Below are 24,090 nucleotides of genomic sequence, written 5' to 3' on the forward strand. Positions count from 1 at the left end.
CCACCAGCCTAGTGGCTCACACGAGCGAATCGAGGCCTTGGGCGAGATCGGCCCACAGGTCGTCGACGTTCTCGATCCCCACGCTCAGCCGCACGAGCCCTTCGGGGACGGTCGTCGGCTCGGCGATGTGCCGGCGTCGGCGCTCGATGGTGGACTCGACGCCCCCAAGCGAGGTCGCCGGGAGCCAGAGCGCGAGGCCCGCGACGAGCGCGTCTGCCTCGGCGGCGCCGTCGAGCTCAATGCTGATGATCGAGCCGAAGCCGTCGAACTGGGCCGCGGCGCGCTCGTGCCCGGGGTCCGAGACGAGGCCGGGGTACCGCGTGCGGCGCACGGCGGGGTGGCCCTCGAGGCGGCGGGCGAGCTCGGCTGCCGTCGCCTGCGAGCGCTCGACCCGCAGCGCGAGCGTCCGGAGGCCGCGGAGCCCGAGCCAGGCCTCCATCGGGCCGGCGATCGCGCCGTGGAGGGTGCGGTGGCCGAGGAGCCGGGCGCGGAGCTCGTCGTCGGCCGTGACGGCGAGGCCGAGGAGCACATCGGAGTGCCCCGCGAGGTACTTCGTCGCGGAATGGACGACGACGTCGGCGCCCACCGCGAGGGGCTGCTGCCCGAGCGGGGTGCTGAAGGTGTTGTCGACGACGACGACGGCCCCCGCCGCGTGCGCTGCGGCCGTGAGGGCGGGCAGGTCGGCGACCTCCATCATGGGGTTCGTGGGGCTCTCGACCCACAGGACGTCGGCGCCGTCCAGCGCGGCGACGGTCGCGTCCGTGTCCGCGATGTCCACGGAGCGGAGTCCGAGTTCACCCCGGACGCCCTTGGCCTGCGCAAGCCCGAGCGTGCCCGAGTAGGCGTGGGCTGGCGCGACGAGCACGCCGCCGACCGGAACGAGGCTCAGTGCCGCGGCGACGGCCGCCATGCCCGAAGAGAAGAGGAGCGCTGGGATCTCGGCGCCCTCGAGCCGCGCCACGGCCTCCTCGAACGGTTCCCAGGTGGGGTTCGAGAAGCGCGCATAGCCCCGGGCGCCGTCGCCCACCGATCCGAGGCCGACGAACGTCGAGGAGAACACGACGCTCGGGTTCACAGGCGTGTCGTGCCCGCGTTCGGGACGCCCGGCCGCGACAGCGAGTGTCTCCGGAGAGAGCGCAGAGAGCTCCGCGGCGTCGAGATGGGGGAACGTGTACTCGGGCAGAGCGGAGTCGGTTTCGGGGACGTCGGTCATGCCCCTAGGGTATGCCCGTCCGAGCGTCCCCGAGTCGGTAGGCTTGGACAGTGACCTTCTCCCCCGCCTCCCCCACGGGCGAGCTTGATCGTGGGCCCGCACGCGGCCTCTTCGTCGCATTCGAGGGCGGCGACGGCGCGGGGAAGTCGACCCAGGCCCGGCTGCTCGCGGGCTCGCTGCTCGCTGCTGGCCACGAGGTTCTGCTGACGCGCGAGCCGGGCGGGACCCCGATCGGCGAGAAGCTCAGATCGCTCGTGCTCGACCACGGCCAGGGGGAGGTCGACGCGCGGACCGAGGCCCTCATCTTCGCCGCCGCCCGGGCGGCGCACGTCGCCCAGACGATCAAGCCCGCGCTCGATCGCGGATGCATCGTCATCACGGACCGCTACATCGGCTCCTCGATCGTCTACCAAGGCGTCGCGCGCGGTCTGGGCGTCAAGCCGGTCCGCGATCTCAACGTCTGGGCCACGGAGGGCCTCTGGCCGGACCTCACGGTGCTGCTCGATGTCGACGAGACCGAGGGGCGCTCGCGGCGGACCGCGGACGACGCTGTCGAGGACCGGCTCGAGTCCGAGTCCGACGACTTCCACCGCAGCGTCCGTGCGGCCTTCCTCGACCTCGCCGAAGACCGCCCCGACGCCTACCTGGTCCTGGATGGACGGCGCGACCTCGAAGAACTCGCCGAGCGGATCCTCGCGGCCGTGACCCGCTCGCTCGAGGTGCGCGCATGACGGTGTGGGAGCAGCTCGTCGGGCAGGAGCCCGTCGTCGAGCAGTTGAGTCGGGCGGCCGCGGGCGAGGGACTGACCCACGCTTGGCTCTTCACAGGACCGCCCGGCTCGGGACGCTCGACGGCGGCGAAGGCCTTCGCGGCAGCGCTCAATTGCGAGGTCGACGACGTCATGGGCCGCGGCTGCGGCGTGTGCGCAGGGTGCCGCGCCGTGCTCGCCGAATCCCACAGCGACGTGACGTTCGTGCGCACAGAGAAGATCACAATCACTATTGACGAGGCGCGGGAGCTCGTGGCCAAGTCCGGCGACCGCCCGTCGACGGGGCGGTGGCGGATCGTCGTCGTCGAGGATGCCGACCGTATGGCCGAACGCACCACGAATGTGCTGCTCAAGGCCATCGAGGAGCCCACTCCCCGGACGATCTGGATGCTCTGCGCGCCGTCGCCCGCCGACGTCCTCGTCACGATCCGTTCGCGCTGCCGCGCCGTGAACCTGCGCGTTCCGCCGGTCGACGACGTTGCCGCGCTGCTCGTGGAGCGCGACGGCGCAGACCCGCGGCTCGCCCTGCAGGCGGCACGCGCCGCCCAGAGCCACATTGGGATCGCGCGCCGACTGGTCCATGATGAGTCGGCTCGCGAGCGGCGGGCGGCCACTGTTCGGCTCCCCCTCTCACTCTCGAGCGTCTCGCAAGCGGTCAGGCTCGCGGAGCAGCTCGTGAAGATCGCGACTGACGAGGCCTCGAGCTCGAACGAGGAGCGGGACGCGCAGGAGCGGACGAGGCTCCTCGAGACCCTCGGGGTCACGGCCGACGAGAAGCTCCCGCCGAGCCTCCGGGCACAGGTGCGCCAGCTCGAAGAGGACCAGAAGCGCCGCGCCAAGCGGTCGGTGACCGATTCCCTCGACCGGACCCTGACAGACCTCCTCTCGTTCTACCGAGACGTGCTCATGGTCCAGCTCGGAGGTGCGGTCGAACCGGTGAATACTGAGCTTGCGGCCGAGATCGCCGAGTTCGCGGCGGCCTCCACGGCGGACGTAACGCTGACCCGCATGGACGCGGTTAACACCACGAGACAACGCATCACGACCACCAATGTGGCCCCGCTCCTCGCGGTCGAGGCCATGGCAGTAAGCCTGATCTGAGGAGACAGCCCCTGTGAGCACGCCTGCCCCGAGCCAGGGGTCGCCCCTCCGCGCCGTCCTCGCCATCATTGCGGGGCTCGCGGTGATCGCGCTCGCCCTCAGCGCGTGCACCCCGTTCGGGCCGAGTCAGAACGCGAAGCCGGGCGTAGACCCCTCCGCCACCGCGGGGGCCCCGCCCGAACTCGCGAAGTACTACCAGCAGCAGATCCAGTGGTCGTCGTGCGAGAACGGGCTCGAGTGCGCCAAGGTCACCGTTCCCGTGGACTACTCGAAGCCGGACGGCGATACGATCCAGCTCGCCGTCGCTCGCCTTCAGGGCAAGAACACCTCCGCTAGCCTCCTCGTGAATCCGGGTGGCCCAGGAGCGTCCGGCATCGACCTCGTCAGAGACTCGGCGACCCAGATGTTCACCCAGAAGCTGAGGGACGCGTACAACATCATCGGCTGGGATCCCCGAGGCGTAAAGCGTTCGGCGCCGGTCACGTGCCTCAACGCGTCGCAGGAGGACGCGGCGCGGCAGATGAACATCGATCCGTCGACCCCGCCCGGTCTCGACCAGGCCTTCGCAGAGCAGAAGACGGTCATCGAAGCGTGCAAGGCGAATACGGGGCCCATCCTCGCTCACACCGACACGATCAGTTCTGCGCGTGACATGGACATCATCCGCGCCGTCGTCGCTGGGCAGACGAAGCTCAACTACTTCGGGTTCTCCTACGGGACCTTCCTCGGCGCAACCTACGCGACCCTCTTCTCGGACCGCGTCGGACGCTTCGCGCTCGACGGCGCCCTTGATCCGGCCCTCACCGCGAGCCAGATCACGATCGGTCAGGCGAAGGGCTTCGAGGACGCCCTGCACGCCTACATCCGCTCGTGCCTCTCCGGTTCCGGTTGCCCGGTGCACGGGACCGAGGATGAAGCGGTCGCGCAGGTGCGGAACCTCCTCCAGTCGGTCGCGAAGCACCCGATGTCCACGACGGACGGACGTATTCTGCCGATCACAGATTTCGTGAACGGCATGATCATCCCGCTCTACAACAACCAGAACTGGAGCGTGCTGACAGGGGCCCTCACGAGCGCGTTCAGGGGCGACGGCTCGGCGATGCTCCGCCTTTCAGACCTCGCAGCGGACCGCGAATCGGACGGCACGTACTCCTCGAACAGCAACTTCGCCTTCATGGCGTACAACTGCCTCGACTACTCCGAGCCCTCCGACCCCGCCGGAATGGCCGCCGAGGCAGCCCAGCTCGAGCAGGCCTCCCCGACGTTCGGCCAGTTCTTCGCATACGGCGGCGTCAACTGCCGCGACTGGCCCTACCAGCCCGTGCGCACCCCCGCCCCCGCGCACTACACCGGAAGCAGCCCCATCGTCGTCGTCGGCACGACCGGCGACCCCGCGACCCCCTACCCGTGGGCGCAGTCCCTCCGCAGCGAACTCGGGAACGCGGACCTGCTCACGTGGAACGGCCAGGGACACACCGCCTACGGCCGCGGCTCGACCTGCATCGATGACGCCGTGGACGGCTACCTCGTCGACGGGAACGCGCCCAAGGACGGCGCGCGCTGCTAGCCCGCGGCTGCTTCCTCCCGGCCCCAGAGGAGCCCGGGCAGGTCTGCGACGGAGCCGACGACGGCGGTCGCGCCCGCGGCCATGAGCTCGCCTGCCGTGTGGGCGCCCGTGAGGACGCCGACAGCCGCGCCAGCGCCGGCGCTGAGGGCAGAGGTGATGTCCGCCGTCGTGTCCCCCGCGACGAGGACCTCGCGCACGTCGTCGACATCGAGTGCGAGGACCGCGGTGAGGACCATGTCGGGGTAGGGCCGGCCGCGGCCAGCGTCCTCAGAGCAGAGTGACAGGTCGGCGAGGCCCATCCAGCCGAGGGCCTCGAGGACGCTGTTCTGCGTGTGCCGGCCGAATCCGGTCGCGAGGCACACCTTGACGCCGTGGTCGCGGAGAGCGTGAACCGCCTCCTCCGCGCCGGGCACAGGACGGAGGCAGCCGGCGGCGATCATGCGGTCGTAGGCGACCGCGAAGGCGCGGCTCGCCGCCCGGGCACTTTCGCCGTCGTCCGGGAAGAGCCGTTCGAAGACCTGGGTGCGGTCCAGCCCCGCACTGTGCCGCGATACTGCAAGTGCTGCCTCGAGCCTCTCCCCCGCGACACCGAGGGCGCCCAGCGCTTCAGCGACCGCGCGCTCCGCGGCGCCTCCATCGACGACCGTTGTCCCGTTCAGGTCGAGCACGGCAAGACGGATGCAGCGCGCCGCGGCTGGCTGCAGGTTCTGCACAGACACTCCAAGCTCCCCGATTTCTCTGTGCGCCGGCAATCCCGGCGATTGAATCACCACGCTCGCATCCCATCGCTACCCGACCCTGAATTCGCCACGTACGTGGGATGAACACCTGCTCCAGAAGGTTCGGTCCTAAATCTTCGGGGAATATTGCGTCATACGGCGCGGTGCGCTTGTTCTCCCCATCGGTGGCCGCCACGCTGGGGGTGGCGGCCACCGCCCGGGCGGCCAGAACAACATGGGGAGCACAGGGTGACGGGGACCACCGCACTGGAGAGACTGCAGGTCAGCAGGCAGCTGCGGGCTGCATTGAGAGGAACCGGGGCGCGCCTCGCGCTCGGGACAATAGGTTCGGTGGACATCGTGGTATATCCCGAGAGACCCGGTGGACGGCAGAGCACGCTTGCATGCCTGCGAAGCCGGGGCGGAAGCGCCTACGTCGACTCGGCCCATTACCGCTCGTGGAGACTTTTCTCTGCGGCCGTTGCATGTGCTGTGGAGTACCTGGGGAAGATGGCCTGACCGGTCGTTTCGGCGGCTCGTTTTGACCGCGGACGGGCCGCCCCACTAGAGTATTCACTCGGTGGTTCCGCCGCGGCGGGGCTCCAGTTGCCTCCCTAGCTCAGACGGTAGAGCGTCTCACTCGTAATGAGAAGGTCAGCGGTTCGATCCCGCTGGGAGGCTCCACAACCCCTCTCTCACCTGCGGAAACGCGGATTTGAGAGGGACTTTTTGTCTTCCTAGGACGGCTCGGTGCTGCGGACGACGGTGTGGCGACCTGCTGCTCGTCTGCTGAAGCGTGTGTCGGGGGATCAGAGCGGCAGCCCGACGCCGTCGCCCTCGGCCAGCGCGAGCGCCCAGCCAAGCAAGCATGCAGGCAAGCACGCGCCCGGGCAAGTCAATGCTGAGACGCTGCACGGGCAGATGACGGTCAAGAAGGCCAACGGGAATATCGAGACGGTGTTCGTCCAGCGCGGGACTGTGACCGATGCCAACAAGCAGGTCCACCAAGACTCGGGCGAGCACCGGCAGAAGTGGCAGTCCGGCACACCGTCGCCGAGCCCCTCGAAGGTCTCCCCCAGCCCGTCGAGCACGTCATAGGCCCTGCCAGCCAGCTCGCGAACATCCATCACTCTCGGTCAGGACGGATTTTCCCCGGATCCCCATCGGGTAATGATCCTGCATGGCGTTCCGATCACAGACCAGAGAGATCCAAGGAGTGCGCATCGGCCGCCCGGAGGCGCTCGTCGTCGCGCTCTACGTCCGCGACGCGCTCGGGCTCGGGCTGGGGCGCTTCGGCGCCTCTGCCCGTCGGCTGGAACCTCGGGTGCCTGTAATGGCTCACCGCGGGAAGGATCCGGAGGTTCAGGGGCAGTGGCAGGAGTGGTGGACCGCCCTGCTGCGGGACACTGCCCCAGCAGTCAGGAGGCACAGCTCGGTTGACTACATGGGTGCGCTGACCGGCAAAGAGGCCTTGCGCGAGGCGGCGGAGCCACTCCTGCGAGAGGGGCGCGAATGGTTCGTAGCGCACCGGCGGCACTGGGAAGGCACCCACGTGCCGGACTCCCGCCAGGCCATTGCTGAACGGATCGCAAGAGACGAGCTGGGGCGCAGACGAAGGGCCATGGGGACTCTACTGTTCCTGCCGCTGCCGTTGCAGGGGCAGCTTGGGTACGGGCTCGGAGGCGCCTCATGGCTCGTCACGGAGTCGCTCGTGGCGGACCTCCCCGCGTTCGAGGTGTGGCTAGACGTCCAGATGCACGTCCTGCGCGGGATGCCGCGGACGAGGGCCTAGCTTCGAGCCCCGGGCGCCCGCTGGCTCCGGTCCGTTCCAGACTCGTCTCGCTTGTTCAGCCCTCGGACCCCCAGCGGTTTCCTACCGTTAAGTAATTGGCACCACCATATCGGCGTGACTTCCCCCTGCAAGGCCCACAGCGGCGATACCTCTGCCCTCCTTTCCCCCTCACGACGGGGCTTCCTGGCAGCAGCGCTCACCGGCGCGGCGCTAACCCTGACCCCCATGAGCTTCGCGGCCGCCGACAGCGGCACGAGCAAGACCAAGACGATCACCGGCCACCTGGATCCTGGTGCGGCGGACTTCGTCTACCTCCCGGTCGACGTCCCGGCGGGCGTGAACCGGGTCAGCGTCTCCTACACGTACAGCAAGCCCAGCGTCCCTTCGGGGCTCCTGACGAACGCCTGCGACATCGGCATCTTCGACGAGCGCGGCACTGACCTGCAGGGCAAGGGCTTCCGCGGCTGGTCCGGCGGCTTCCGGACCGAGTTCACGATCAGCGCCTCCGATGCCACCCCCGGCTACCTGCCCGGGCCCATCGGCAACGGCACCTGGAACGTCATCCTGGGCCCATACCAGGTCTCCGAGGACGGCATGGACTACACCGTGACCGTCACCCTCGACTACGGGCCCGACGGCGCCCCCTATCAGCCGAAGTACCCCGCGCAGGCCATCGCCGGCAAGGGTGCGGGCTGGTACCGCGGCGACGCCCACCTGCACACCGTCTACTCGGACGGCAAGCGCACCCCGGACGAGGTCGCCGCCGGCGCTCGGGCGGCACGCCTCGACTTCATGATCTCCACCGATCACAACACGCCCGCCTCCCACGGAGTGTGGGGCCCCCTCGCCGGGAATGACCTGCTCATCCTGACGGGCGAGGAGGTGACCACCCGGAACGGCCACTACCTTGCGCTCGGACTCGAGCCGGGCGAGTGGATCGACTGGCGCTACCGGGCACGGGACAAGGGCTTCGAGGACGCTGCCCAGCTCATCCATTCCAAGGGCGGCCTCGTGGTTCCGGCCCACCCCTACTGCCCGTATGTCGCGTGCCGCTGGAAGTTCGGGTACGACGACGCCGACGCGGTCGAGGTCTGGACGGGGCCTTGGACGGTGGACGACGAGTCCTCGGTCAACACGTGGGATTCGATGCTCGTGCACTCGGTGCGGACGAATGGGCGCTGGCTCCCCGCGATGGGCGACAGCGACGCCCACAGCGTGCCCCAGGTCATCGGCTGGCCGCACAACGTCGTCAACGCATCTGCGCTCTCCCATGACGCCATCCTCGAGGGCATCCGCTCCGGCCGCTCGTGGATCGCCGAATCCGCAGACGTCACGCTCGATTTCACCGTGAAGTCGGGCGCGAAGACCGCGGGTATCGGCGAGCGGCTCGACGTCGCCCCGGACGCCCCCGTCACGGTGACGGCGACCGTCGGGGGCGTGCCGAACGGCGTCGTCCGCTTCATCACGGACGAAGGCCAAACGCAGCAGGTCACGCTCCCCGCCTCGGGCCAGGGCACGAGCACGTGGCTCACGACTCCGCAGCTCTCCGCCTACATCCGCATCGAGGTCCGCCACCCGAAGGCCGATGGCACCTCCGGCAGCGGCACCGAGATGGGACCGAACCTTCCCCTCGGCCCGATGGCCGCCCTGACGAACCCGATCTTCCTCGGCTCGAAGTAGCTCTCGTATGAAGTAGCTCCCGTATACCGACGGCGGCGGACCTCATCAGAGTGAGCCGCCGCCGTCGTGTGCATCTGGAGGCGCACTGGAGGGAGGACGACCGGGCCGTCACCTCACGATAGTGCGGTGACCGGCGTCCAGGCGCCGTGTCCAACCGCGCGAGTCGAGATGTTCCAGCAGCGGGACCGCGATCCGGCGTGTTGTGTCGAGCGCCTGACGTGCCTGGCTGGTCGTGAAGGGCTGCTCCAAACGGGCGAGGGCACGCATCGCAATGGCCGGCGCCGTAGGCAGCAGCACCACGCCATCACGCAGCCGGAGCAGGCGTCCGGTGCGCTCGGCGGCGGCCAGCTCCCGGGCCCCTAGGCCCAGCGCGGCAAGCTCGTCGGACTCTGGGGCCTGGAACGCGTGTGCGCTGAGCCTGCGCTCCAATTCGGCGACCGCGGGCTCGGCGGGACCGAGGCTGCTCTGAGTGCCGGGCAGCTGGACATGGCCGCCCTCCTGTTCGAGCCCTGCATCTCGGACCAGATGGGAAAGTAGCCTCTCGTCGGGCAGCTCGAGCAGGTCTCTGGCGGCGCCCATGGAAAGGCCCGGGGCCAAAGGATCGCGCTCCCGGAGCGCCTCAAGCGCAGTGCGCAACCGATGCTCCCATGCGTCGAAGACAGGAGCATGCACCCACCAATCGCCGAAGACCCGAACGCAAGCGGGCGCCTCCGCACCCGGCTCTGAGATCAGCCCGAGCCGGCGGAGATGTTCTTCCTGCACGGCCCCGCGGGCTGCCACTTCGCCCATCAGGTCACCGCCGGGGTCCATGCTTGCAAGCCGCTCCCCCCAGCGCGCGCCGTCGCCGCGGCGCCTCAGCGGCGGCGGATCGGCATCGAGGACCCGTGCCCCGCCGAGGACCGAGCGGCTCCCCGGGTCACGGAGCACCAGACGGTCTCCGAGAACGAGCGGCAGATGCCTCTCCAGGACGAGCCGGGCATGGTCGGCCCCGAAGGGACGCAGTCTGGCTGGCACGGACGCCGTGCCAACGTGCACCATGAGTTGCTCCGGTACATCCGTATAGGCCGCGCCGGTAGTCCGCCGAATGCCCAGGACGCCCGTCGTGGGCCATGCGTCTGGGGTAACGAGCGCGTCTCCGCGGCGGATGTCCGCGGCGGAGACGTCACGCAGGTTCAATGCCACTCGGCTGACGGGCCCCACTGAGGGGCATGAGGTGTCTCGGCTTTCCAGGCCGCGGATCACGACGGCTCGGGGTTCAGAGTGACCGAGCAGCTGGAGCCGGTCACCCTGGACAATCGTTCCTGCTGCCAGTGTCCCGGTCACCACCGTTCCGGAGCCGGTGATGGTGAACGAGCGGTCCACCCACAACCGGACCCGGCCAGTGGTCGTAGGCGAGGGCACACCGGCCAGCACGCCGTCGAGCGCGGCACGCAGTTCAGCCAGGCCTGTGCCGTCAATGGCTGAGACGGCGACTGCGGGCGCGTTCTGCAGCCCAGTGCCGGCGAGCTCTCTGCGCGTGCGGGCGAGCACGTCGTTGACCCGCTGTTCGGATGCCCGGTCCATGCGGCTGAGGACCACGACGCCGTACTCGATACCCAGGGCAGCGACGGCGTCCCTGTGGTCGCCTGACTGCGCCTGCCAGCCCTCGTCGGCGGCGACGACGAAGCAGACCACGGGCGTGGGCCCGATTCCGGCCAGCATGTTGCCGAGGAAGCGCTCATGGCCGGGGACGTCCACGAAGGCGACTTCCTGTCCGGACGGCAGGCTGGTCCAGGCATAGCCCAGGTCAATGGTCAGCCCACGGCGCCGTTCCTCCTCCCAACGGTCCGGCTCCATCCCGGTCAGCGCGCGCACCAGAGTGCTCTTGCCGGAATCGACATGCCCCGCGGTGGCAACGACGTGCAAGGCTCAGCCCGCCCTGCCTGCAGCAGAAACCTCGAGAACTGCTAGCGCCTGCCGCACCGCGTCGAGTATCCGGTCATCGTCCTCTTCGGGCACGCAGCGCAGATCGATCAGGCACGAGCCGTCGTGGACGCGCGGCAGCACGGCCGGGTCGCGAGCGCGCAAGAGCGCCGCGAGTTGCTCGGGGAGCCGCAGCGCCCATCCCGGCAGGGGGACACCGGGTGCGCCGCCGCCGCCGACCCTGCCTTCATGCGCCACGACAGGTGCGTGGAGGGCTCGGGCGAGCCTGTCTGTGCGGCGCCGGAGCTGCCCGACATCGGCGTGCAGGGCCTGGACGACGGGCGGCGTTTCGCCCGCGACGGTCGCCTCGAGGGCGGCGAGGGCGAGTTTGTCCGCCCGGACGGCGCGGGCGAGCGGGTGGCGGGCCAATCGCTGGATGATCTCCTTGCCTCCTAGCAGCAAGCCTGCCTGAGGTCCGCCCAGCAGTTTGTCCCCACTGGCGATGACGAGATCGGCCCCGCTGGCCAGCGCGGAGGCTGCATCGGGTTCGTGCGGCAGGTGCGGGTCGGGCGCCAGCAGTCCGCTGCCCAGATCGGCGACGAGGGGCACCCCATTTGATGCTGTGAGCGAGCTCAACTCGCGCAGCGGCACGGCGGAGGTGAATCCGTCAACCCGGAAGTTGCTCGGGTGGACCTTGAGCACGCAGCCCGTGTTCGGCCCGATCGCGCTGGCGTAGTCGCGCAAGTGCGTCCTGTTGGTCGTGCCCACCTCGTGGAGCGCTGAGCCCGTCGACTCGATCAGGTCGGGCAGCCGGAAGCCGGCGCCGATCTCGACCAGCTCCCCGCGGCTCACCACCACCTCCCGGCCGCCGGCCAAGGCTGTGGTGGCCAGCACCAGGGCCGCAGCTCCATTGTTGACGACCAGGGCGTCCTCGGCGCCCGGACAGGCAGCGAGCAACGCGGCACGGGCGCCGGCGCCGCGGCGCGAGCGGGTGCCGTCTGCCAGGTCCAGCTCCACGTCGACGTAACCGCTGGCCGTCACAAGAGCTTCAACCGCACTCGCAGAAAGGGGGGCGCGGCCGAGGTTGGTATGGACGATTACCCCGGTTGCATTCAGCACCTGGCGCAGAGTTGTCGCCTTGCGCGCAGCAAGGGCGCCCAGCAGGGCTGTTTCCACCTGGCCGGGCGCGAGCTCGCCGCGCCGTGCCTGCTCCTGGACCTGCCGGACGAGTCCGCGGATGACACTCTCGTTCAGCCGTATCCGGGCTGCGCGGACTTCCGGCAGCGCCAGCAGGTCGTTCGTGCGGGGAATCAGGCGGCGAGGATCGACCTGGTCCACAGCCCCTCCTCGTTCCGGGGATTGCCCGACGTCAGTTGGCGGTGGCGGACGGGAATCGAACCCGCCAGGCCGAGATGCTCGGCCTCACCGGTTTTGAAGACCGGGGGGCCCACCAGAACCCGGACGCCACCGCGCCTGAATCTAGCAGGCTGTCCAAGGGGTACGCTAACCGGGTGAACGAGGCCCGAACGCCAATCCCGCAACTCGAGGAACCTGCCGCCGACGTCGCCCCCCGGCTCACAGGCTATGCCCACGGTGGTGGCTGCGCCTGCAAGATTCCACCGGGCGAGCTCGAAGACGCGGTCCGGGGCCTCATCGGCCAGCCCGGGGCGGACGTCCTCGTCGGCCTCGAAGGCGGCGACGACGCCGCAGCCGTCCTGGTGCGCGGTGACCTGGCGGTGCTCTCCACCGCCGACTTCTTCACTCCGGTCGTCGATGACCCCTTCGACTGGGGACGGATCGCAGCCGCCAACGCCCTCTCTGACATCTACGCGATGGGCGGCCAGCCCATCATGGCCATCAATCTCGTAGGCTGGCCCCGCGGCGTGCTCTCGCCGGACTTGATGACCGAAGTCCTCCGCGGCGGTCTGAGCGTTGCCTCGGAAGCGGCCTGCCCGGTGATCGGCGGCCATTCCATCGACGATCCTGAGCCGAAGTACGGGATGGCGGTAACCGGCGTCGCCCATCCCGATCGGCTGCTGCGCAACGATGCCGCAAAGCCGGGGTTGCCGATCACGCTCACCAAGCCGATCGGGGTCGGACTTCTGAACAACCGGCATAAGCAGACCGGTGAGGTGTTTGCAGAAGCAATTGCGACGATGACGAGCCTCAATCGCGACGCTGCCGCGGACGCGGTGGCCACCGGCGTGCGTGCGGCCACGGACGTAACGGGTTTCGGCCTGCTGGGGCATCTGTACAAGATGTGCCGTGCCTCGGGAGTGGGCGCAGTGATCGACCTGAAAGCGGTACCACTTGTCGAGGGCGCGCGGGAGGCGCTGCGGGACGGCTTTGTCTCAGGTGGGACGCGGCGCAACCTCGATTGGGTGCGGCCGCAGGTACGGGTCGCTCCGGGCATCACCGAAGACGATCTGCTCCTTCTGGCCGATGCTCAGACCTCGGGCGGCCTGCTCGTCGTCGGCGAGCTGCCCGGGCATCCCGTGATCGGGCACACGACCAAGGGTCAGGGGATCGAGATCCGCTGAGCCGATCAGGCCGATGAGGCCAATCAGGCCAATCATCCGGCGGTAGTGATCGAATCGTCCGTGATCCCGGCAGCGCGCCGGGCGGCGAGCCTGTTCTTCTGCGGTTCGATGGTGTATCGCGGGTCCTTGGCCGACGAAAGGCCTGCCTCGAACACGCCGAAACGGGTGAGGGCCGATGCGGCCAGCAGCGCCAATCCCGACGCGGCGGCCACCGCGCGGTTGCGTCCGCCCAGCAGTGCGCCCAGGCCACCGGCGGCGGCCAGCCGTTCGCTCCATCTAAGCATGGCACCTGCCCTGCCCTGACGCAGCGGCTCGGCTGCGATCGGGTCCATCCGGTGCTCCATCACCCGCATCGCCGCCACGTCCCCCATGACGCCGAACACGGCAAGCTTTCGGGCGGGACCCGCCTCGTGCACCGGTGTGGTGATCATGGCAAGCCCGGCAGAGGCGAGGACTGCCGAACTGACGAACACGAAAGGCAGCTCCTCGTGAGCCGCGTTCCACGTCGGCGTGGCTGTGTCGCCGAGTAGGACCGCCGTGTACGCCGCCAGCGGGCCGGCGAACAGCGCGGCCTCGACGCCAGCTGGGCCCTCGACGGCTTGCAGCACGGGCCGCAAGGGGCCCAGCGGCAGCCGGGCGCCGCTCATCCGGTCGATTTCGGCCACTGCCGAGACGCCCGTACCCGCGCTGAAAGCACTGAGGATCCACGATCCCACGCTCATCGGCGAGGTCAGCTTGAAGGTCCGCAGCATATGCAGGAAGCGCTCCGGCCTGCCCAGATCCTTCACCAGGGCGAGAGCCCCGAGGCTCACTGCGGCCAATGCGCTCAGCCTGGCGTTCCGGCGCAGCACCGGCCGTCCGGTCAGCTGCCCGCCAAGACCGAGCAGGGCGGAACCGCCAGCGACGCCGCCCAGGAAGAGGTAGGCGGCAACATCGTCACCCCACGGGGCGGGCTTGACCACGGGTCGGCCGTAGTACGAGGTGAATTCGGCCTCCGGCACCATGGGCATCTCCCGGGAGCCGTCACCGCCGTCTCGGCGGCGGCCGCCGCCGCGCCTGCGATCGGTACGACGACGGCGCGCCAGCTCGGTGGGGCGAAAGCTGTCGAAATCCGAGTGGGTCACGCCCGTCCTCTCAGGAAAGCCAGCGCAGCCGCGGCTACCATGCCTACTACGGCCACGCCAGCCCGCCGGTACATTCGCGGCAGGTCGGCGGTGGGCACTCTCGGGTCCGGCGGGAGACCGTAGACCTCCGGCTCGTCGAGCAGGAGGAAGACCGACCCAGTACCGCCGACGCCGTCGAGTTCGTTCGCGCCATAGAGCCTCGCCTCCGTCAGGCCTTGCTCATGCAGTTCGGCGACGCGTGCCCGTGCCGTCTCCATCATGTCGTCGTGGTCGCCGAACTTGATCGATGTCGTCGGGCAGGCTTTGGCGCAGGCGGGCGTCTCGTCGGCGACCAGCCGGTCGTAGCACAGCGTGCACTTCTGGGCGATGCCGACGTTGGGAACAGCCGGATGTTCCGCATGATGCTCCTCCCGCTGCGCGGCGACCGTGACCGTGCCGTCGGTGCGGCGTTCGATCACGCCGAAGGGGCACCCGGCCACGCAGGTTCCGCAGCCGTTGCACACGTCGTCCTGCACCACCACAGTGCCGAACTCGGTGCGGAAGAGCGCCCCGGTCGGGCACACGTCGAGGCACCCCGCGTGAGTGCAGTGCTTGCAGACATCGGAGGACATCAGCCAACGGAAGTCCGGCGTGTCCGGCGGGGTCGTGTCCACCCCAGACAGGTCCTGATCGCCTACCGGTGCTGGAGGGCCGACGGTAGGCATGCCCAGATTGACGAGCGCACGCCCCGATTCGCGGGCCTGGATGATGCGTTCCTGGCCCTGTTCGACGAAGGCCACGTGCCGCCATGTGCTCGCGCCCAACGCTCCTGTGTTGTCGTAGGAGGACTTGAGCAGCTCGAGGTTCCCGTCCTGCGGGTTGTGGTTCCACTCCTTGCAGGCAACCTCGCAGGCCTTGCAGCCGATACAGATGGAGGTGTCGGTGAAGAACCCCTTGCGCGGCTGGCGGTTCTCCCAGTGGGCATCGGCGGACGGGTCCGTCGGTCCTGACAGCTGGCCCATCTAATCCTCCAACTTCGAGTCGGTGCGCGGAACGTTAGCAGAGGAGTCGAGTTCGACGCCCTCCGCCGCCGGATCGGTGACCGCGCGATTCCCGGTCTCGATCGTCGTTCCGGCCCGCGCCTGGTACTCGGCGACCAGAGCAAGCAGCTCTGGCCCCCTGGGCCGGCGCCCCGGACGGATGTCACAGGAGGCGACCTTGGATTCCTGGATCTGGACGTTCGGGTCCAGCGTCACCCCCAGCAGATCGTTGGCCGCGTCTCCGCTGACCACCGCGTCCTTCCCGACGCCCCAGTGGTAGGGCAGCCCGATCTGATGCACGGTGTGCCCGCCAACGGATAGCGGCGTCACCCGTTCAGTGACAAGCACCCTCGCCTCAATGGCGGAGCGGGGCGAGATGATCGTGGCCCACCCATAAGGTTCAAGTCCACGCTCGGCGGCCAGCTCCGGGGAGACCTCGCAGAACATTTCCGGCTGCAGCTCCGAAAGGTACGGCAGCCACCGGCTCATCCCGCCTGCGGTGTGGTGCTCGGTGAGCCGGTAGGTGGTGAAGACGTAGGGATAGACATCCGCCCCGCGGGTACCGGCACTTGGCGCGCTGAGGTTGTCCGCGCGGGGGAACACCAGCCGCGCGGGGCTCTGCTGCTGCGGGTAGAGCGCATTGGCCACCGGCGATTCCTGAGCCTCGTAGTGGGTGGGCAGGGGCCCGTCGACCAAGCCCTTGGGCGCGAACAACCAGCCCTTGCCGTCGGCCTGCATGATGAATGGATCATCGCCGCTTAGCGCGCTGGCGCCGCCGGCACCCGGATCGGGCCGGCTGCCCGGCGCCCGGTCAACCGGGAAGTCGGGCACGTCGTCTCCGACCCATCTCCCCTGCTCCTGGTCCCACCAGATGTATTTCTTCCGCTCGCTCCACGGCTTCCCGTCAGGGTCGGCCGAGGCCCGGTTGTAGAGGATCCGACGGTTGGCTGGCCAGGCCCAGCCCCATTCGGAGGCCGCCGGCCCCTGCTCGCGGCCCGGCTTGCGATTGGCGGCATGGTTGATGCCGCCGGCGTACACCCCGGTGTAGATCCAACAGCCCGCCGAGGTAGAACCGTCGGCGCGCAGCTCGGTATATGCCGAGAGAGGCTTGCCGGCGTCCGGGCCTTCGAGGTGGCGGCCGTTGATCTCGGCAAGCACCGCCTCAGGATCCGGATCACCGTGGGCATCGGTGGGATAGTCCCAGGTGAGGTCGAGCAGGGGACGGTCGCGCTCGTCGTCCGAGTCTGCCAGCTTCTGCCGGATCCGCTGGCCCAGTTCGAAGAAGAACTGCAGTTCGCTCTGGCAATCCCCGGGCGGCGCGACCGCCTGGTGCCGCCACTGCAGCAGCCGTTGGGTCTGCGTGAACGAGCCGGCCTTCTCCACGTGGGTCGCCGCCGGGAGGAAGAACACCTCGGTCTCGATGTCCTCGGTGCGCAGCTCGCCAGATTCGATCTCCGGCCCGTCCTTCCACCAGGTCGCCGACTCGATCAGATTCAGATCGCGCACCACGAGCCACTTCAGATGGGACATGCCCAGCCGCTGCATCCGGCCGTGGGCCGACCCCACTGCGGGGTTCTGTCCGAGCAGGAAGTAGCCCTCGACCTCATCCTCGAGCATCCCCATCACCGTTTCATAGGTGCCGTGCGCTCCGGTCAGCCTCGGAAGGTAGTCGTAGGCCCAGTCGTTTTCCGCGCTCGCAGCGTCGCCCCACCAGGCCTTCATCAGACTCGCGGTATAGGCATCGGCGTCGGCCCAGTATCCCTTCTGCTCCTTCGAGGCGATTGCCTCCAGATATTCGCTGAGGGTGTCGTGGCGACCGGCGCTGGGCATCGGCAGATACCCGGGCAGCAGGTTGAACAGGGTCGGAATGTCCGTGGAGCCCTGGATGCTGGCATGGCCCCGCAACGCCATGATCCCGCTGCCCGGGCGGCCCACGTTTCCCAGCAGAAGCTGCAGGATGGCGGCCGCCCGGATGAACTGGGTTCCGAGCGAGTGCTGGGTCCACCCGACGGCGTAGGCGAAGCAGGTTGTCCGCTCGCGGCCCGAGTTCTCCGTGATGGCACGGGCCAGATATTCGAAGTCCGCCACCTCGATCCCACACAGGTCCTGGACCATCTCAGGGGTGTACCGGGCGTAGTGGCGCTTGACGATCTGGAAGACGGTCCGGGGGTCCTGCAGGGTGTCGTCGCGCTGCACTCGGGCGTGCTCGAGGGGCGGGCCGCCGCTGCCGAACTGGTGGCCGGCGGCATGAGCCGAAGCATCGGCGCCGTGTTCCGAGCCAGCCCCGGGTTCATCGATGGTATCCCCGGCCTGTTCGGCGTACGACCATGACGCCGTGTCGTACGCCCCTGTCTCTGGGTCGAAGCCGGAGAAAAGCCCACCGAGATCCTCAGCGTCGCGGTAATCCCCATGAACCAGCGTAGCCGCGTTGGTGTAGGCGCTGACGTACTCCTTGAACCAGAGGTCATTGCTGATGACGTAGTTAATGAGCGCACCCAAGAGGACAACATCAGAGCCGGCCCGGATCGGAATGTGCTTGTCAGCAACCGCCGAGGTGCGGGTGAACCGCGGATCGACGTGAATGACCTTCGCTCCGCGGGCCTTCGCCTCCGCGACCCACTGGTACCCCACGGGGTGGCACTCGGCCATGTTGGAACCCTGAATGACGATGCAGTCGGCATTCGCCATGTCCTGCAGGGATTGCGTCGCACCACCGCGTCCAAAGGAGGCCCCCAAACTGGGAACCGTGGCCGAGTGTCAAATGCGGGCTTGGTTCTCGATCTGGACCGCCCCGGCAGCCGTGAAGAGTTTCTTGATCAGGTAGTTCTCTTCGTTGTCCAGCGTGGCCCCGCCCAAGGAGGCGATACCCATCGTGCGGCGCAGCAGCCTTCCCTCTTCGTCTTCCTGCTGCCAGGTCCGGCGGCGCGTCTCGACGAACCGGTCCGCGACCATGTCGATCGCCGTGGCGAGATCCAGATGCTCCCAACGGCTTGAGCGCGGCGCACGGTAGAGCACTCGAGTCTGGCGGCCCGGCGAGTTGACCAACTGCTCGCTTGCAGAGCCCTTCGGGCAGAGCCGACCACGCGAAATCGGCGAATCCGGATCGCCCTCGATCTGGACAACCTTCTCGTCCTTGACATAGACACGCTGTCCACATCCAACGGCGCAATAAGGGCACACGCTCTGCACGACGCGATCCGCAGTGGACGTCCGCGGGGCGATCGCCTTCGTCCGGGGCGAGGTAACCGATGGCCCGCGGCCGAGCAGGTCACCCGTGCTCACCTGACGGACGACCGGCCACTGGAGAAAACTTCGCCGTGCCATTCTCCGGAGCATATCCCAAGTCCACGCGTTTATGCTGGGAAGCAGCAGGGGCGACCTCGGCACCCCGCGTCAACGCCGGTGTTTTGTCCCGCGTGCGGCGCGGCGGAGCAGGAAGGGGAGTGCTCGAGTGCAACTTTTGTTGTCGCGCCTCCGCGGCTTCGTCGCCGTGGGCCCCTCGGAGCAGGACCACTGGCCGGCCCTGAGGATGGCGCTCGGCGTCGGCATCCCTACGATCATCCTGCTGCTCATGGGGCGCCCCGAGCTGGTGATCGACGCTGTGTTCGGCGGGTTCGCCGGGATGTACGGCCGCGGCGCCGACCGCGTCACCCGGCTTCGGCACCAGTCCTCCGCAGGTGGCCTCCTCGTGGCGGGCGTGGCGCTCGGATCGGCCCTCTCCGCGGTGCAGTCCCCCGGGGTGGCCCTCGTGCTGGGCGAGGCCCTGTTCGCGGGGCTGGCCTCCCTGGCCGCCGACCGGGTCGGGTTCCGCCCGGCTGGCCCCTTCTTCGCCCTGTTTGCCTTCGGGGCCTGTGCCGCCCTCGAACGCGCCGACCCCTTCCCGGGCACCGCGGTCGCCCTGGCCTCGGCGGTGTTCGCCCTCGCCATCGGCGCCTCCTCCCCGCGGGCCGCGACACGGCCGCCCCAACCCCCGCAGGCGGCGCTTCCGTCCCTGCGAAGGGGCGGCGGTTATGCGATCGCGGTCGCCGCCTCGGGGCTGGCCGCACTGGCCATCGGTATCGGGCATCCCCACTGGGCGATGGCCGGCGCGGCCGTGCCGCTCTCGGCGCCCGGCATCTCCGGCCGGCTCAGGCGCGGCGTCCACCGGGTTGTCGGCACGCTGGCCGGGCTCTGCCTGACCGCGGCGATCTTCGCCTTCCACCCGTCGACCCTGGCGATGGGCGTCCTGGTCGTGGCCCTGCAGTTCCCTACCGAGCTGTTCATGGTCCGCCACTACGCGCTGGCGCTGTTCTTCTTCACCCCGCTCATACTGCTCATGACCCGGCTCGCGCTGCCCGGCACGGCGCAGGCGATGATCACCGACCGGGCCGTCGAGACCGTCCTCGGAGTGCTGATCGGGTTCGCCGTGGTGCTCGTCGACGCGCGTGTTCGAGGCCGGCGCCACTAGCTGCAGCGGCGGAACTTCGGCGAGTCGCGTCTGGCCCTTTTCGTCGAGGGGGGATCGGGCGAAGAATGGCGATCGATGCCAAACTACGATCTCTTCCTCACCGTCGATGACGGACCAGAGCCCGTTTTTGTCGCGCAGTTGCAGGCCGACGACGAATGGGACGCCGCCACCTTAGCCGAGAACGTGATCACCCGTTACCGCAGCGACCACCTCGGCGAGGTGCTCAGGAGAGCCGAGCTGCGGCGCTCCGACAACGGCCTCCGGGTCCTGGGCTGGCCGTTCAAGCAGGACAAGCAGGGCAAGCAGGACAGATAGGAGGTGCCCGTGACCAACGTCCCTGTCCGTCCCCTGCGTGTGGCCGTGATCGGTGCCGGGCCTGCCGGGGTCTATGCGGCGGACATCCTGACGAAGTCGAGTGAGGTCAGGGATGCCGGGCTGGAGGTCAGCATCGACCTGTTCGACCAGTACCCGGCCCCGTACGGGCTCATCCGGTACGGGGTGGCCCCGGACCACCCGCGGATCAAGGGGATCGTGAACGCGCTGCACAAGGTCCTGGACCGGGGGGACATCCGCTTCATCGGCAACGTCGCCTACGGCCGGGACCTGACGTTGGGCGACTTCCGCCGCCTCTACGACGCGGTGGTCTTCGCCACGGGGGCGGTCAAGGACGCCCGGCTGGAGATCCCGGGGGCGGACCTGGAGGGCTCCTTCGGCGGGGCGGACTTCGTCTCCTGGTACGACGGGCACCCGGACGTGCCGCGGGAGTGGCCGCTGGAGGCCCGGGAGGTCGCGGTGCTGGGCAACGGCAACGTGGCCCTGGACGTGGCGCGGATGCTCTCCAAGCATGCCGAGGACCTGCTGGTGACCGAGATCCCGGACAACGTCTACCAGGCGCTCCGGCGCAGCCCGGTCACGGACGTGCACGTGTTCGGGCGGCGGGGGCCGGCGCAGATCAAGTTCACCCCGCTGGAGCTGCGCGAGCTCTCCCACTCCCGGGACGTGGACATCGTCCTGTACCCGGAGGACTTCGAGTTCGACGAGGCCTCGGACGAGGCGATCAGGACCAACAACCAGGTCAAGACCATGGTCAACACGCTGGCGAACTGGATCGCCGAGGAGAAGGACACGGGGGCCTCCCGGCGCCTGCACCTGCACTTCCTGCACAACCCGGTGCGGATCTACGACTCGCCCCAGGCCCCGGGGAGGGTCGCGGGGATCCGGTTCGAGCGGATGGAGCTGGACGGGACGGGCAACGTCCGCGGGACCGGGGAGTTCGTGGACTACCCGGTCCAGGCCGTGTACCGGGCGATCGGCTACCACGGCTCGGAGCTGGCCGAGCTGGAGTACGACGAGCACCGGGGCGTGATCCCCAACGACGGCGGGCGGGTCCTGGACGCGGACGGGAACCCCGTCCCCGGGGTCTACACGACCGGATGGATCAAGCGCGGCCCCGTCGGCCTCATCGGCCACACGAAGGGCGACGCCCTCGAGACGATCGGCTGCCTGCTCGAGGACCGCGACTCCCTCCCCCGCGCCGAGGACCCCGACGAGCACGCCATCATCGCCCTGCTCGAAGAGCGCGGCATCGAGTACACCACCTGGGAGGGCTGGAACGAGCTCGACGCCCACGAACGCGCCCTCGGGGAGAAGTTCACCGCCGAATCCGCCGAACGCGGCACTCCCGTCCAACGCGAACGAGTCAAGGTCGTGCCCCGTCAAGAGATGGTGCGCATCTCACGCCAGAACGCGAGCTGAGGTCGCGCGTATCATGGCCGTATGTCGGACCTGACCGACGCCGAATACAGCCTGCTGCTAACGTTTCGGAACGCGCTGCGCGCGTTCATCGTCTGGAGCGAGCAGGAGGCCGTGAAGGCTGGCCTCACCGCCCAACAGCACCAACTGCTGCTGGTGGTACGCACACACAACGGGGGCGCGAGCGTCCGTGACGTTGCCGCTGCCCTGCGTATCCGCCACCACAGCGCGGTCGGTCTAGTTCGCCGTGCGGAGCTGACGCATCTGCTCGAACGCCATCGGGATCCCGAAGACGCAAGGGTGGTGCGACTCAGCCTCACCCCAGAAGCTGCAGTCATTCTTGAACGCCTCAGCCGCGCCCACCTCGATGAACTCCAACGTGCGGCGGCGATGCTCCATATTTCCGAGGACTTTCTCCACCAGCTTTCGGCTGACTTCCTCCAGCGCCTCCCGGGACTCTACACACAGGGCTCACCTTCGGCTTAGACTCACGACACGGAGCCTCGCAACGCGATATATTCACGGCCCGTTGGGGAGCTTCGGACGTGAGCGGCTAGCGATAGTCGCCCTCCATGGCCAACGGAGGTTCATGATGAGCATGCTCGATGAGCTTGACGGACCCGCAGCACTCCGCTCCTGCACGGCAGCCGAACTGACCCAGCTTGCCGGGGAAATCCGCCAGTTCCTAGTCGAATCAGTCTGTGCCACAGGCGGCCACCTCGGCCCGAATCTGGGCATCGTAGAGGTCACCATGGCCTTGCACCGGGTATTCCAGTCGCCCTTCACCCCCATCATCTTCGACACCGGACATCAGGCGTACGTCCACAAGATCCTGACTGGCCGCAGAGGCGGCTTCAGCAAACTGCGTACCGCCGGCGGCCTGTCCGGCTATCCCAACAGAAGCGAATCCAAGCACGATCTCGTAGAGAATTCGCACGCTTCGACGGCGCTCTCCTACGCAGACGGCCTGAGCAAGGCATTTGAACTCACAGGCAGCGACCGCACCGTGGTCGCCGTCGTCGGCGATGGCGCGCTCACCGGGGGCCTCGCTTGGGAGGCTCTTAACAATCTCGGAGTCTCACGGCGTCCCGTGATCGTCGTGCTCAATGACAACGGCCGCTCGTACTCCCCCACGGCGGGAGGCCTGCCCCGGCACCTGCATCGGCTGCATGACCGCCGGGGGTATGCCGCCGTCGTCGCCATGCTCGGCGTGGCTGGAGCTCAGGGGGGCCCGGCTGAATCGGACGTCACTGGATCCATCTTCACCGCGATGGGTTTCGAATACCTGGGCCCGGTGCCCGGACATGACCTGGCGGCCTTGGAACGCGCCTTGGCCCAGGCTGCGGCCCGGCGGTCCCCCGTGCTCGTGCACTGCCTGACGCAGAAGGGCCGCGGCTACACGCCCGCGGAGAACGACGACGCCGATCGACTGCACAGCGTCGGCGTCCTCGATGTTGCAACCGGGCGCCCCCCGCAGAGCTCGCAGACGACCCGCGCGGGGGCAGCGACGTGGACGGACGCGTTTGCGGAAGCGATGCTCGAGGCTGGCGCGCGCTACCCGGAATTGGTCGGCATCAGCGCAGCGATGCTCGGGCCGACCGGGCTGCAGCCGTTCGCGGACCGTTTCCCCGGAAGGTGCTTCGACGTCGGCATCGCCGAGCAGCACGCGATCACCTCGGCGGCCGGCCTCGCGATGGGCGGGGCCCATCCGGTGGTAGCCCTCTATGCGACATTCGCCGGGCGCGCCTTCGACCAATTGCTGCTCGACGTCGGCCTCCACCGGCTGCCCGTCACGCTGAGCCTCGACCGGGCGGGCATCACAGGCCCCGACGGTCCCAGCCACCACGGCATCTGGGACCTCGCGATGCTGGGCAACATCCCCGGCATGAGGGTCGCCGCACCGCGCGATGCCACGTCCTTGGCCGAAGAACTCCGGGAAGCCGTTGCGGACCAGCGGGGGCCCACCGCTCTGCGCTTCCCCAAGAGCAATCTCGGGCCCGCGATCCCAGCTCTTGGTCACCACGACGGCGTCGACATCCTGAGGACCGCCGATCGGGCCAGCGTCCTGGTCGTCGCGGTCGGTGCGACCGCCGTCGCCGCCCTAAGCGCGGCCGAAGCCCTCGCGGCCGAAGGGATCGAGTGCACCGTCGTCGACCCCCGATGGGTGCTGCCGGTCGCCGAGCCGCTGGTCAGCCTCGCCGCCAGCTACCCCTTGGCCGTCACGGTGGAGGACGGGGTGCGCACAGGCGGCGTGGGCAGCCAGATCGCCCAGGCGCTCTCGGCCACCGGCGCCGACACGACGCTGGTGAACCTCGGTCTACCCACGGCGTACATCCCTCACGGCAGCCGCACGGAACTGCTGGCCCGCTACGGACTGGACGCCTCGGGGATAGCCAACGCCATCCGCACCCTGATCGACCGGCCGGTGCTCGCCCGGCTCCATTCCAAGAGCGGCCAGCGGTGAT

The 24,090-nt window shown here is 68.9% G+C and carries 19 protein-coding genes and 2 tRNA genes; 13 read left to right on the forward strand and 8 right to left on the reverse strand.

What is annotated here, in order from left to right; all coding sequences use genetic code 11:
- Window positions 1-16: 16 nt before the first annotated feature.
- On the reverse strand, window positions 17-1,213 hold the full coding sequence (locus L0M17_RS16850) for a trans-sulfuration enzyme family protein (protein WP_241055533.1): 1,197 nt from the start codon (window positions 1,211-1,213) through the stop codon (window positions 17-19).
- 50 nt (window positions 1,214-1,263) lie between these two features.
- Between L0M17_RS16850 and tmk the strand changes: the two genes are divergently transcribed.
- Genes tmk through L0M17_RS16865 form a run of 3 tightly spaced genes read left to right on the forward strand, consistent with a single transcriptional unit; the run spans window position 1,264 to window position 4,650 of the window.
- Entirely contained in the window at window positions 1,264-1,944 is a 681-nt protein-coding gene (gene tmk / locus L0M17_RS16855; protein ID WP_241055535.1) for a dTMP kinase, read from the forward strand.
- A complete protein-coding gene (locus tag L0M17_RS16860) occupies window positions 1,941-3,083 on the forward strand; it encodes a DNA polymerase III subunit delta' (protein WP_241055537.1) in 1,143 nt (380 codons plus the stop codon). Before tmk ends, L0M17_RS16860 begins: the two co-directional genes overlap by 4 nt.
- A 13-nt stretch (window positions 3,084-3,096) precedes the next feature.
- On the forward strand, window positions 3,097-4,650 hold the full coding sequence (locus L0M17_RS16865; protein ID WP_241055538.1) for an alpha/beta hydrolase: 1,554 nt from the start codon (window positions 3,097-3,099) through the stop codon (window positions 4,648-4,650).
- Here L0M17_RS16865 and L0M17_RS16870 read toward each other — a convergent pair.
- Complete coding sequence (locus L0M17_RS16870) at window positions 4,647-5,369, reverse strand: HAD-IA family hydrolase (RefSeq protein ID WP_241055540.1); 723 nt, start codon at window positions 5,367-5,369, stop codon at window positions 4,647-4,649. The two genes, L0M17_RS16865 and L0M17_RS16870, sit on opposite strands and share 4 nt — an antisense overlap.
- Window positions 5,370-5,977: 608 nt before the next feature.
- Here L0M17_RS16870 and L0M17_RS16875 point away from each other — a divergent pair.
- From L0M17_RS16875 to L0M17_RS16890, 4 genes are all read left to right on the forward strand, one after another.
- Window positions 5,978-6,053: transfer RNA gene (locus L0M17_RS16875), tRNA-Thr, on the forward strand.
- A gap of 114 nt (window positions 6,054-6,167) precedes the next feature.
- Complete coding sequence (locus tag L0M17_RS16880; RefSeq protein WP_241055542.1) at window positions 6,168-6,467, forward strand: hypothetical protein; 300 nt, start codon at window positions 6,168-6,170, stop codon at window positions 6,465-6,467.
- 82 nt (window positions 6,468-6,549) lie between these two features.
- Window positions 6,550-7,161: a hypothetical protein gene (locus L0M17_RS16885; protein WP_241055544.1), complete on the forward strand. Its 612-nt coding sequence runs from the start codon at window positions 6,550-6,552 to the stop codon at window positions 7,159-7,161.
- 114 nt (window positions 7,162-7,275) lie between these two features.
- Window positions 7,276-8,841 (forward strand): CehA/McbA family metallohydrolase, encoded by a 1,566-nt coding sequence (locus L0M17_RS16890; protein ID WP_241055546.1) that lies wholly within the window; start codon window positions 7,276-7,278, stop codon window positions 8,839-8,841.
- Window positions 8,842-8,949: 108 nt separating this feature from the next.
- Here the strand turns inward: L0M17_RS16890 and selB are convergent, their stop codons facing one another.
- The 3 genes from selB to L0M17_RS16905 all read right to left on the reverse strand — a co-directional run bounded on the left by selB (window position 8,950) and on the right by L0M17_RS16905 (window position 12,212).
- The gene (selB, locus tag L0M17_RS16895) at window positions 8,950-10,746 is read right to left on the reverse strand and encodes a selenocysteine-specific translation elongation factor (protein ID WP_241055548.1); all 1,797 of its coding nucleotides are present in this window, start codon (window positions 10,744-10,746) and stop codon (window positions 8,950-8,952) included.
- Window positions 10,747-10,749: 3 nt separating this feature from the next.
- Complete coding sequence (gene selA, locus L0M17_RS16900; protein WP_241055550.1) at window positions 10,750-12,081, reverse strand: L-seryl-tRNA(Sec) selenium transferase; 1,332 nt, start codon at window positions 12,079-12,081, stop codon at window positions 10,750-10,752.
- A gap of 36 nt (window positions 12,082-12,117) precedes the next feature.
- A tRNA-Sec gene (locus tag L0M17_RS16905) sits at window positions 12,118-12,212 on the reverse strand.
- 63 nt (window positions 12,213-12,275) lie between these two features.
- Here L0M17_RS16905 and selD point away from each other — a divergent pair.
- The gene (gene selD / locus L0M17_RS16910) at window positions 12,276-13,283 is read left to right on the forward strand and encodes a selenide, water dikinase SelD (RefSeq protein WP_372498074.1); all 1,008 of its coding nucleotides are present in this window, start codon (window positions 12,276-12,278) and stop codon (window positions 13,281-13,283) included.
- Between the two features lie 32 nt (window positions 13,284-13,315).
- On the opposite strand, the gene nrfD is transcribed toward selD, so the two are convergent.
- Genes nrfD through fdh form a run of 3 tightly spaced genes read right to left on the reverse strand, consistent with a single transcriptional unit; the run spans window position 13,316 to window position 18,750 of the window.
- The gene (gene nrfD / locus L0M17_RS16915; RefSeq protein ID WP_241055554.1) at window positions 13,316-14,407 is read right to left on the reverse strand and encodes an NrfD/PsrC family molybdoenzyme membrane anchor subunit; all 1,092 of its coding nucleotides are present in this window, start codon (window positions 14,405-14,407) and stop codon (window positions 13,316-13,318) included.
- Window positions 14,404-15,408, reverse strand: a complete 1,005-nt coding sequence (locus L0M17_RS16920) for a 4Fe-4S dicluster domain-containing protein (RefSeq protein ID WP_241055555.1) — start codon at window positions 15,406-15,408, stop codon at window positions 14,404-14,406. Before L0M17_RS16920 ends, nrfD begins: the two co-directional genes overlap by 4 nt.
- Window positions 15,409-18,750, reverse strand: coding sequence for a formate dehydrogenase (fdh, locus tag L0M17_RS16925; protein ID WP_241055557.1), 3,342 nt, complete (start codon window positions 18,748-18,750; stop codon window positions 15,409-15,411).
- A gap of 127 nt (window positions 18,751-18,877) precedes the next feature.
- On the opposite strand from fdh, the gene L0M17_RS16930 reads away from it, so the two are divergent.
- The 5 genes from L0M17_RS16930 (at window position 18,878) to dxs (ending at window position 24,089) form a co-directional block, all read left to right on the forward strand.
- Window positions 18,878-19,873, forward strand: coding sequence for an FUSC family protein (locus L0M17_RS16930; RefSeq protein ID WP_241055559.1), 996 nt, complete (start codon window positions 18,878-18,880; stop codon window positions 19,871-19,873).
- 75 nt (window positions 19,874-19,948) lie between these two features.
- On the forward strand, window positions 19,949-20,188 hold the full coding sequence (locus L0M17_RS16935) for a hypothetical protein (protein WP_241055561.1): 240 nt from the start codon (window positions 19,949-19,951) through the stop codon (window positions 20,186-20,188).
- A 9-nt stretch (window positions 20,189-20,197) separates the two neighbouring features.
- Complete coding sequence (locus tag L0M17_RS16940; protein WP_241055562.1) at window positions 20,198-21,628, forward strand: FAD-dependent oxidoreductase; 1,431 nt, start codon at window positions 20,198-20,200, stop codon at window positions 21,626-21,628.
- A gap of 21 nt (window positions 21,629-21,649) precedes the next feature.
- Window positions 21,650-22,111, forward strand: a complete 462-nt coding sequence (locus L0M17_RS16945; protein WP_241055564.1) for a MarR family winged helix-turn-helix transcriptional regulator — start codon at window positions 21,650-21,652, stop codon at window positions 22,109-22,111.
- Between the two features lie 106 nt (window positions 22,112-22,217).
- Entirely contained in the window at window positions 22,218-24,089 is a 1,872-nt protein-coding gene (gene dxs / locus L0M17_RS16950) for a 1-deoxy-D-xylulose-5-phosphate synthase (protein ID WP_241055566.1), read from the forward strand.
- Window position 24,090 lies beyond the last annotated feature (1 nt).

This window comes from Sinomonas terrae, from assembly GCF_022539255.1.
Classification (GTDB): Bacteria; Actinomycetota; Actinomycetes; order Actinomycetales; family Micrococcaceae; genus Sinomonas; species Sinomonas terrae.

What these genes read in the sequence shown, in the direction of transcription:
- L0M17_RS16920 (WP_241055555.1), bottom strand. Translation starts at nt 15,408, where the DNA reads ATGGGCCAGCTGTCAGGACCGACGGACCCGTCCGCCGATGCCCACTGG.
- L0M17_RS16850 (WP_241055533.1), bottom strand. Translation starts at nt 1,213, where the DNA reads ATGACCGACGTCCCCGAAACCGACTCCGCTCTGCCCGAGTACACGTTC.
- dxs (WP_241055566.1), top strand. Translation starts at nt 22,218, where the DNA reads ATGAGCATGCTCGATGAGCTTGACGGACCCGCAGCACTCCGCTCCTGC.
- L0M17_RS16885 (WP_241055544.1), top strand. Translation starts at nt 6,550, where the DNA reads ATGGCGTTCCGATCACAGACCAGAGAGATCCAAGGAGTGCGCATCGGC.
- L0M17_RS16935 (WP_241055561.1), top strand. Translation starts at nt 19,949, where the DNA reads ATGCCAAACTACGATCTCTTCCTCACCGTCGATGACGGACCAGAGCCC.
- L0M17_RS16945 (WP_241055564.1), top strand. Translation starts at nt 21,650, where the DNA reads ATGTCGGACCTGACCGACGCCGAATACAGCCTGCTGCTAACGTTTCGG.
- L0M17_RS16860 (WP_241055537.1), top strand. Translation starts at nt 1,941, where the DNA reads ATGACGGTGTGGGAGCAGCTCGTCGGGCAGGAGCCCGTCGTCGAGCAG.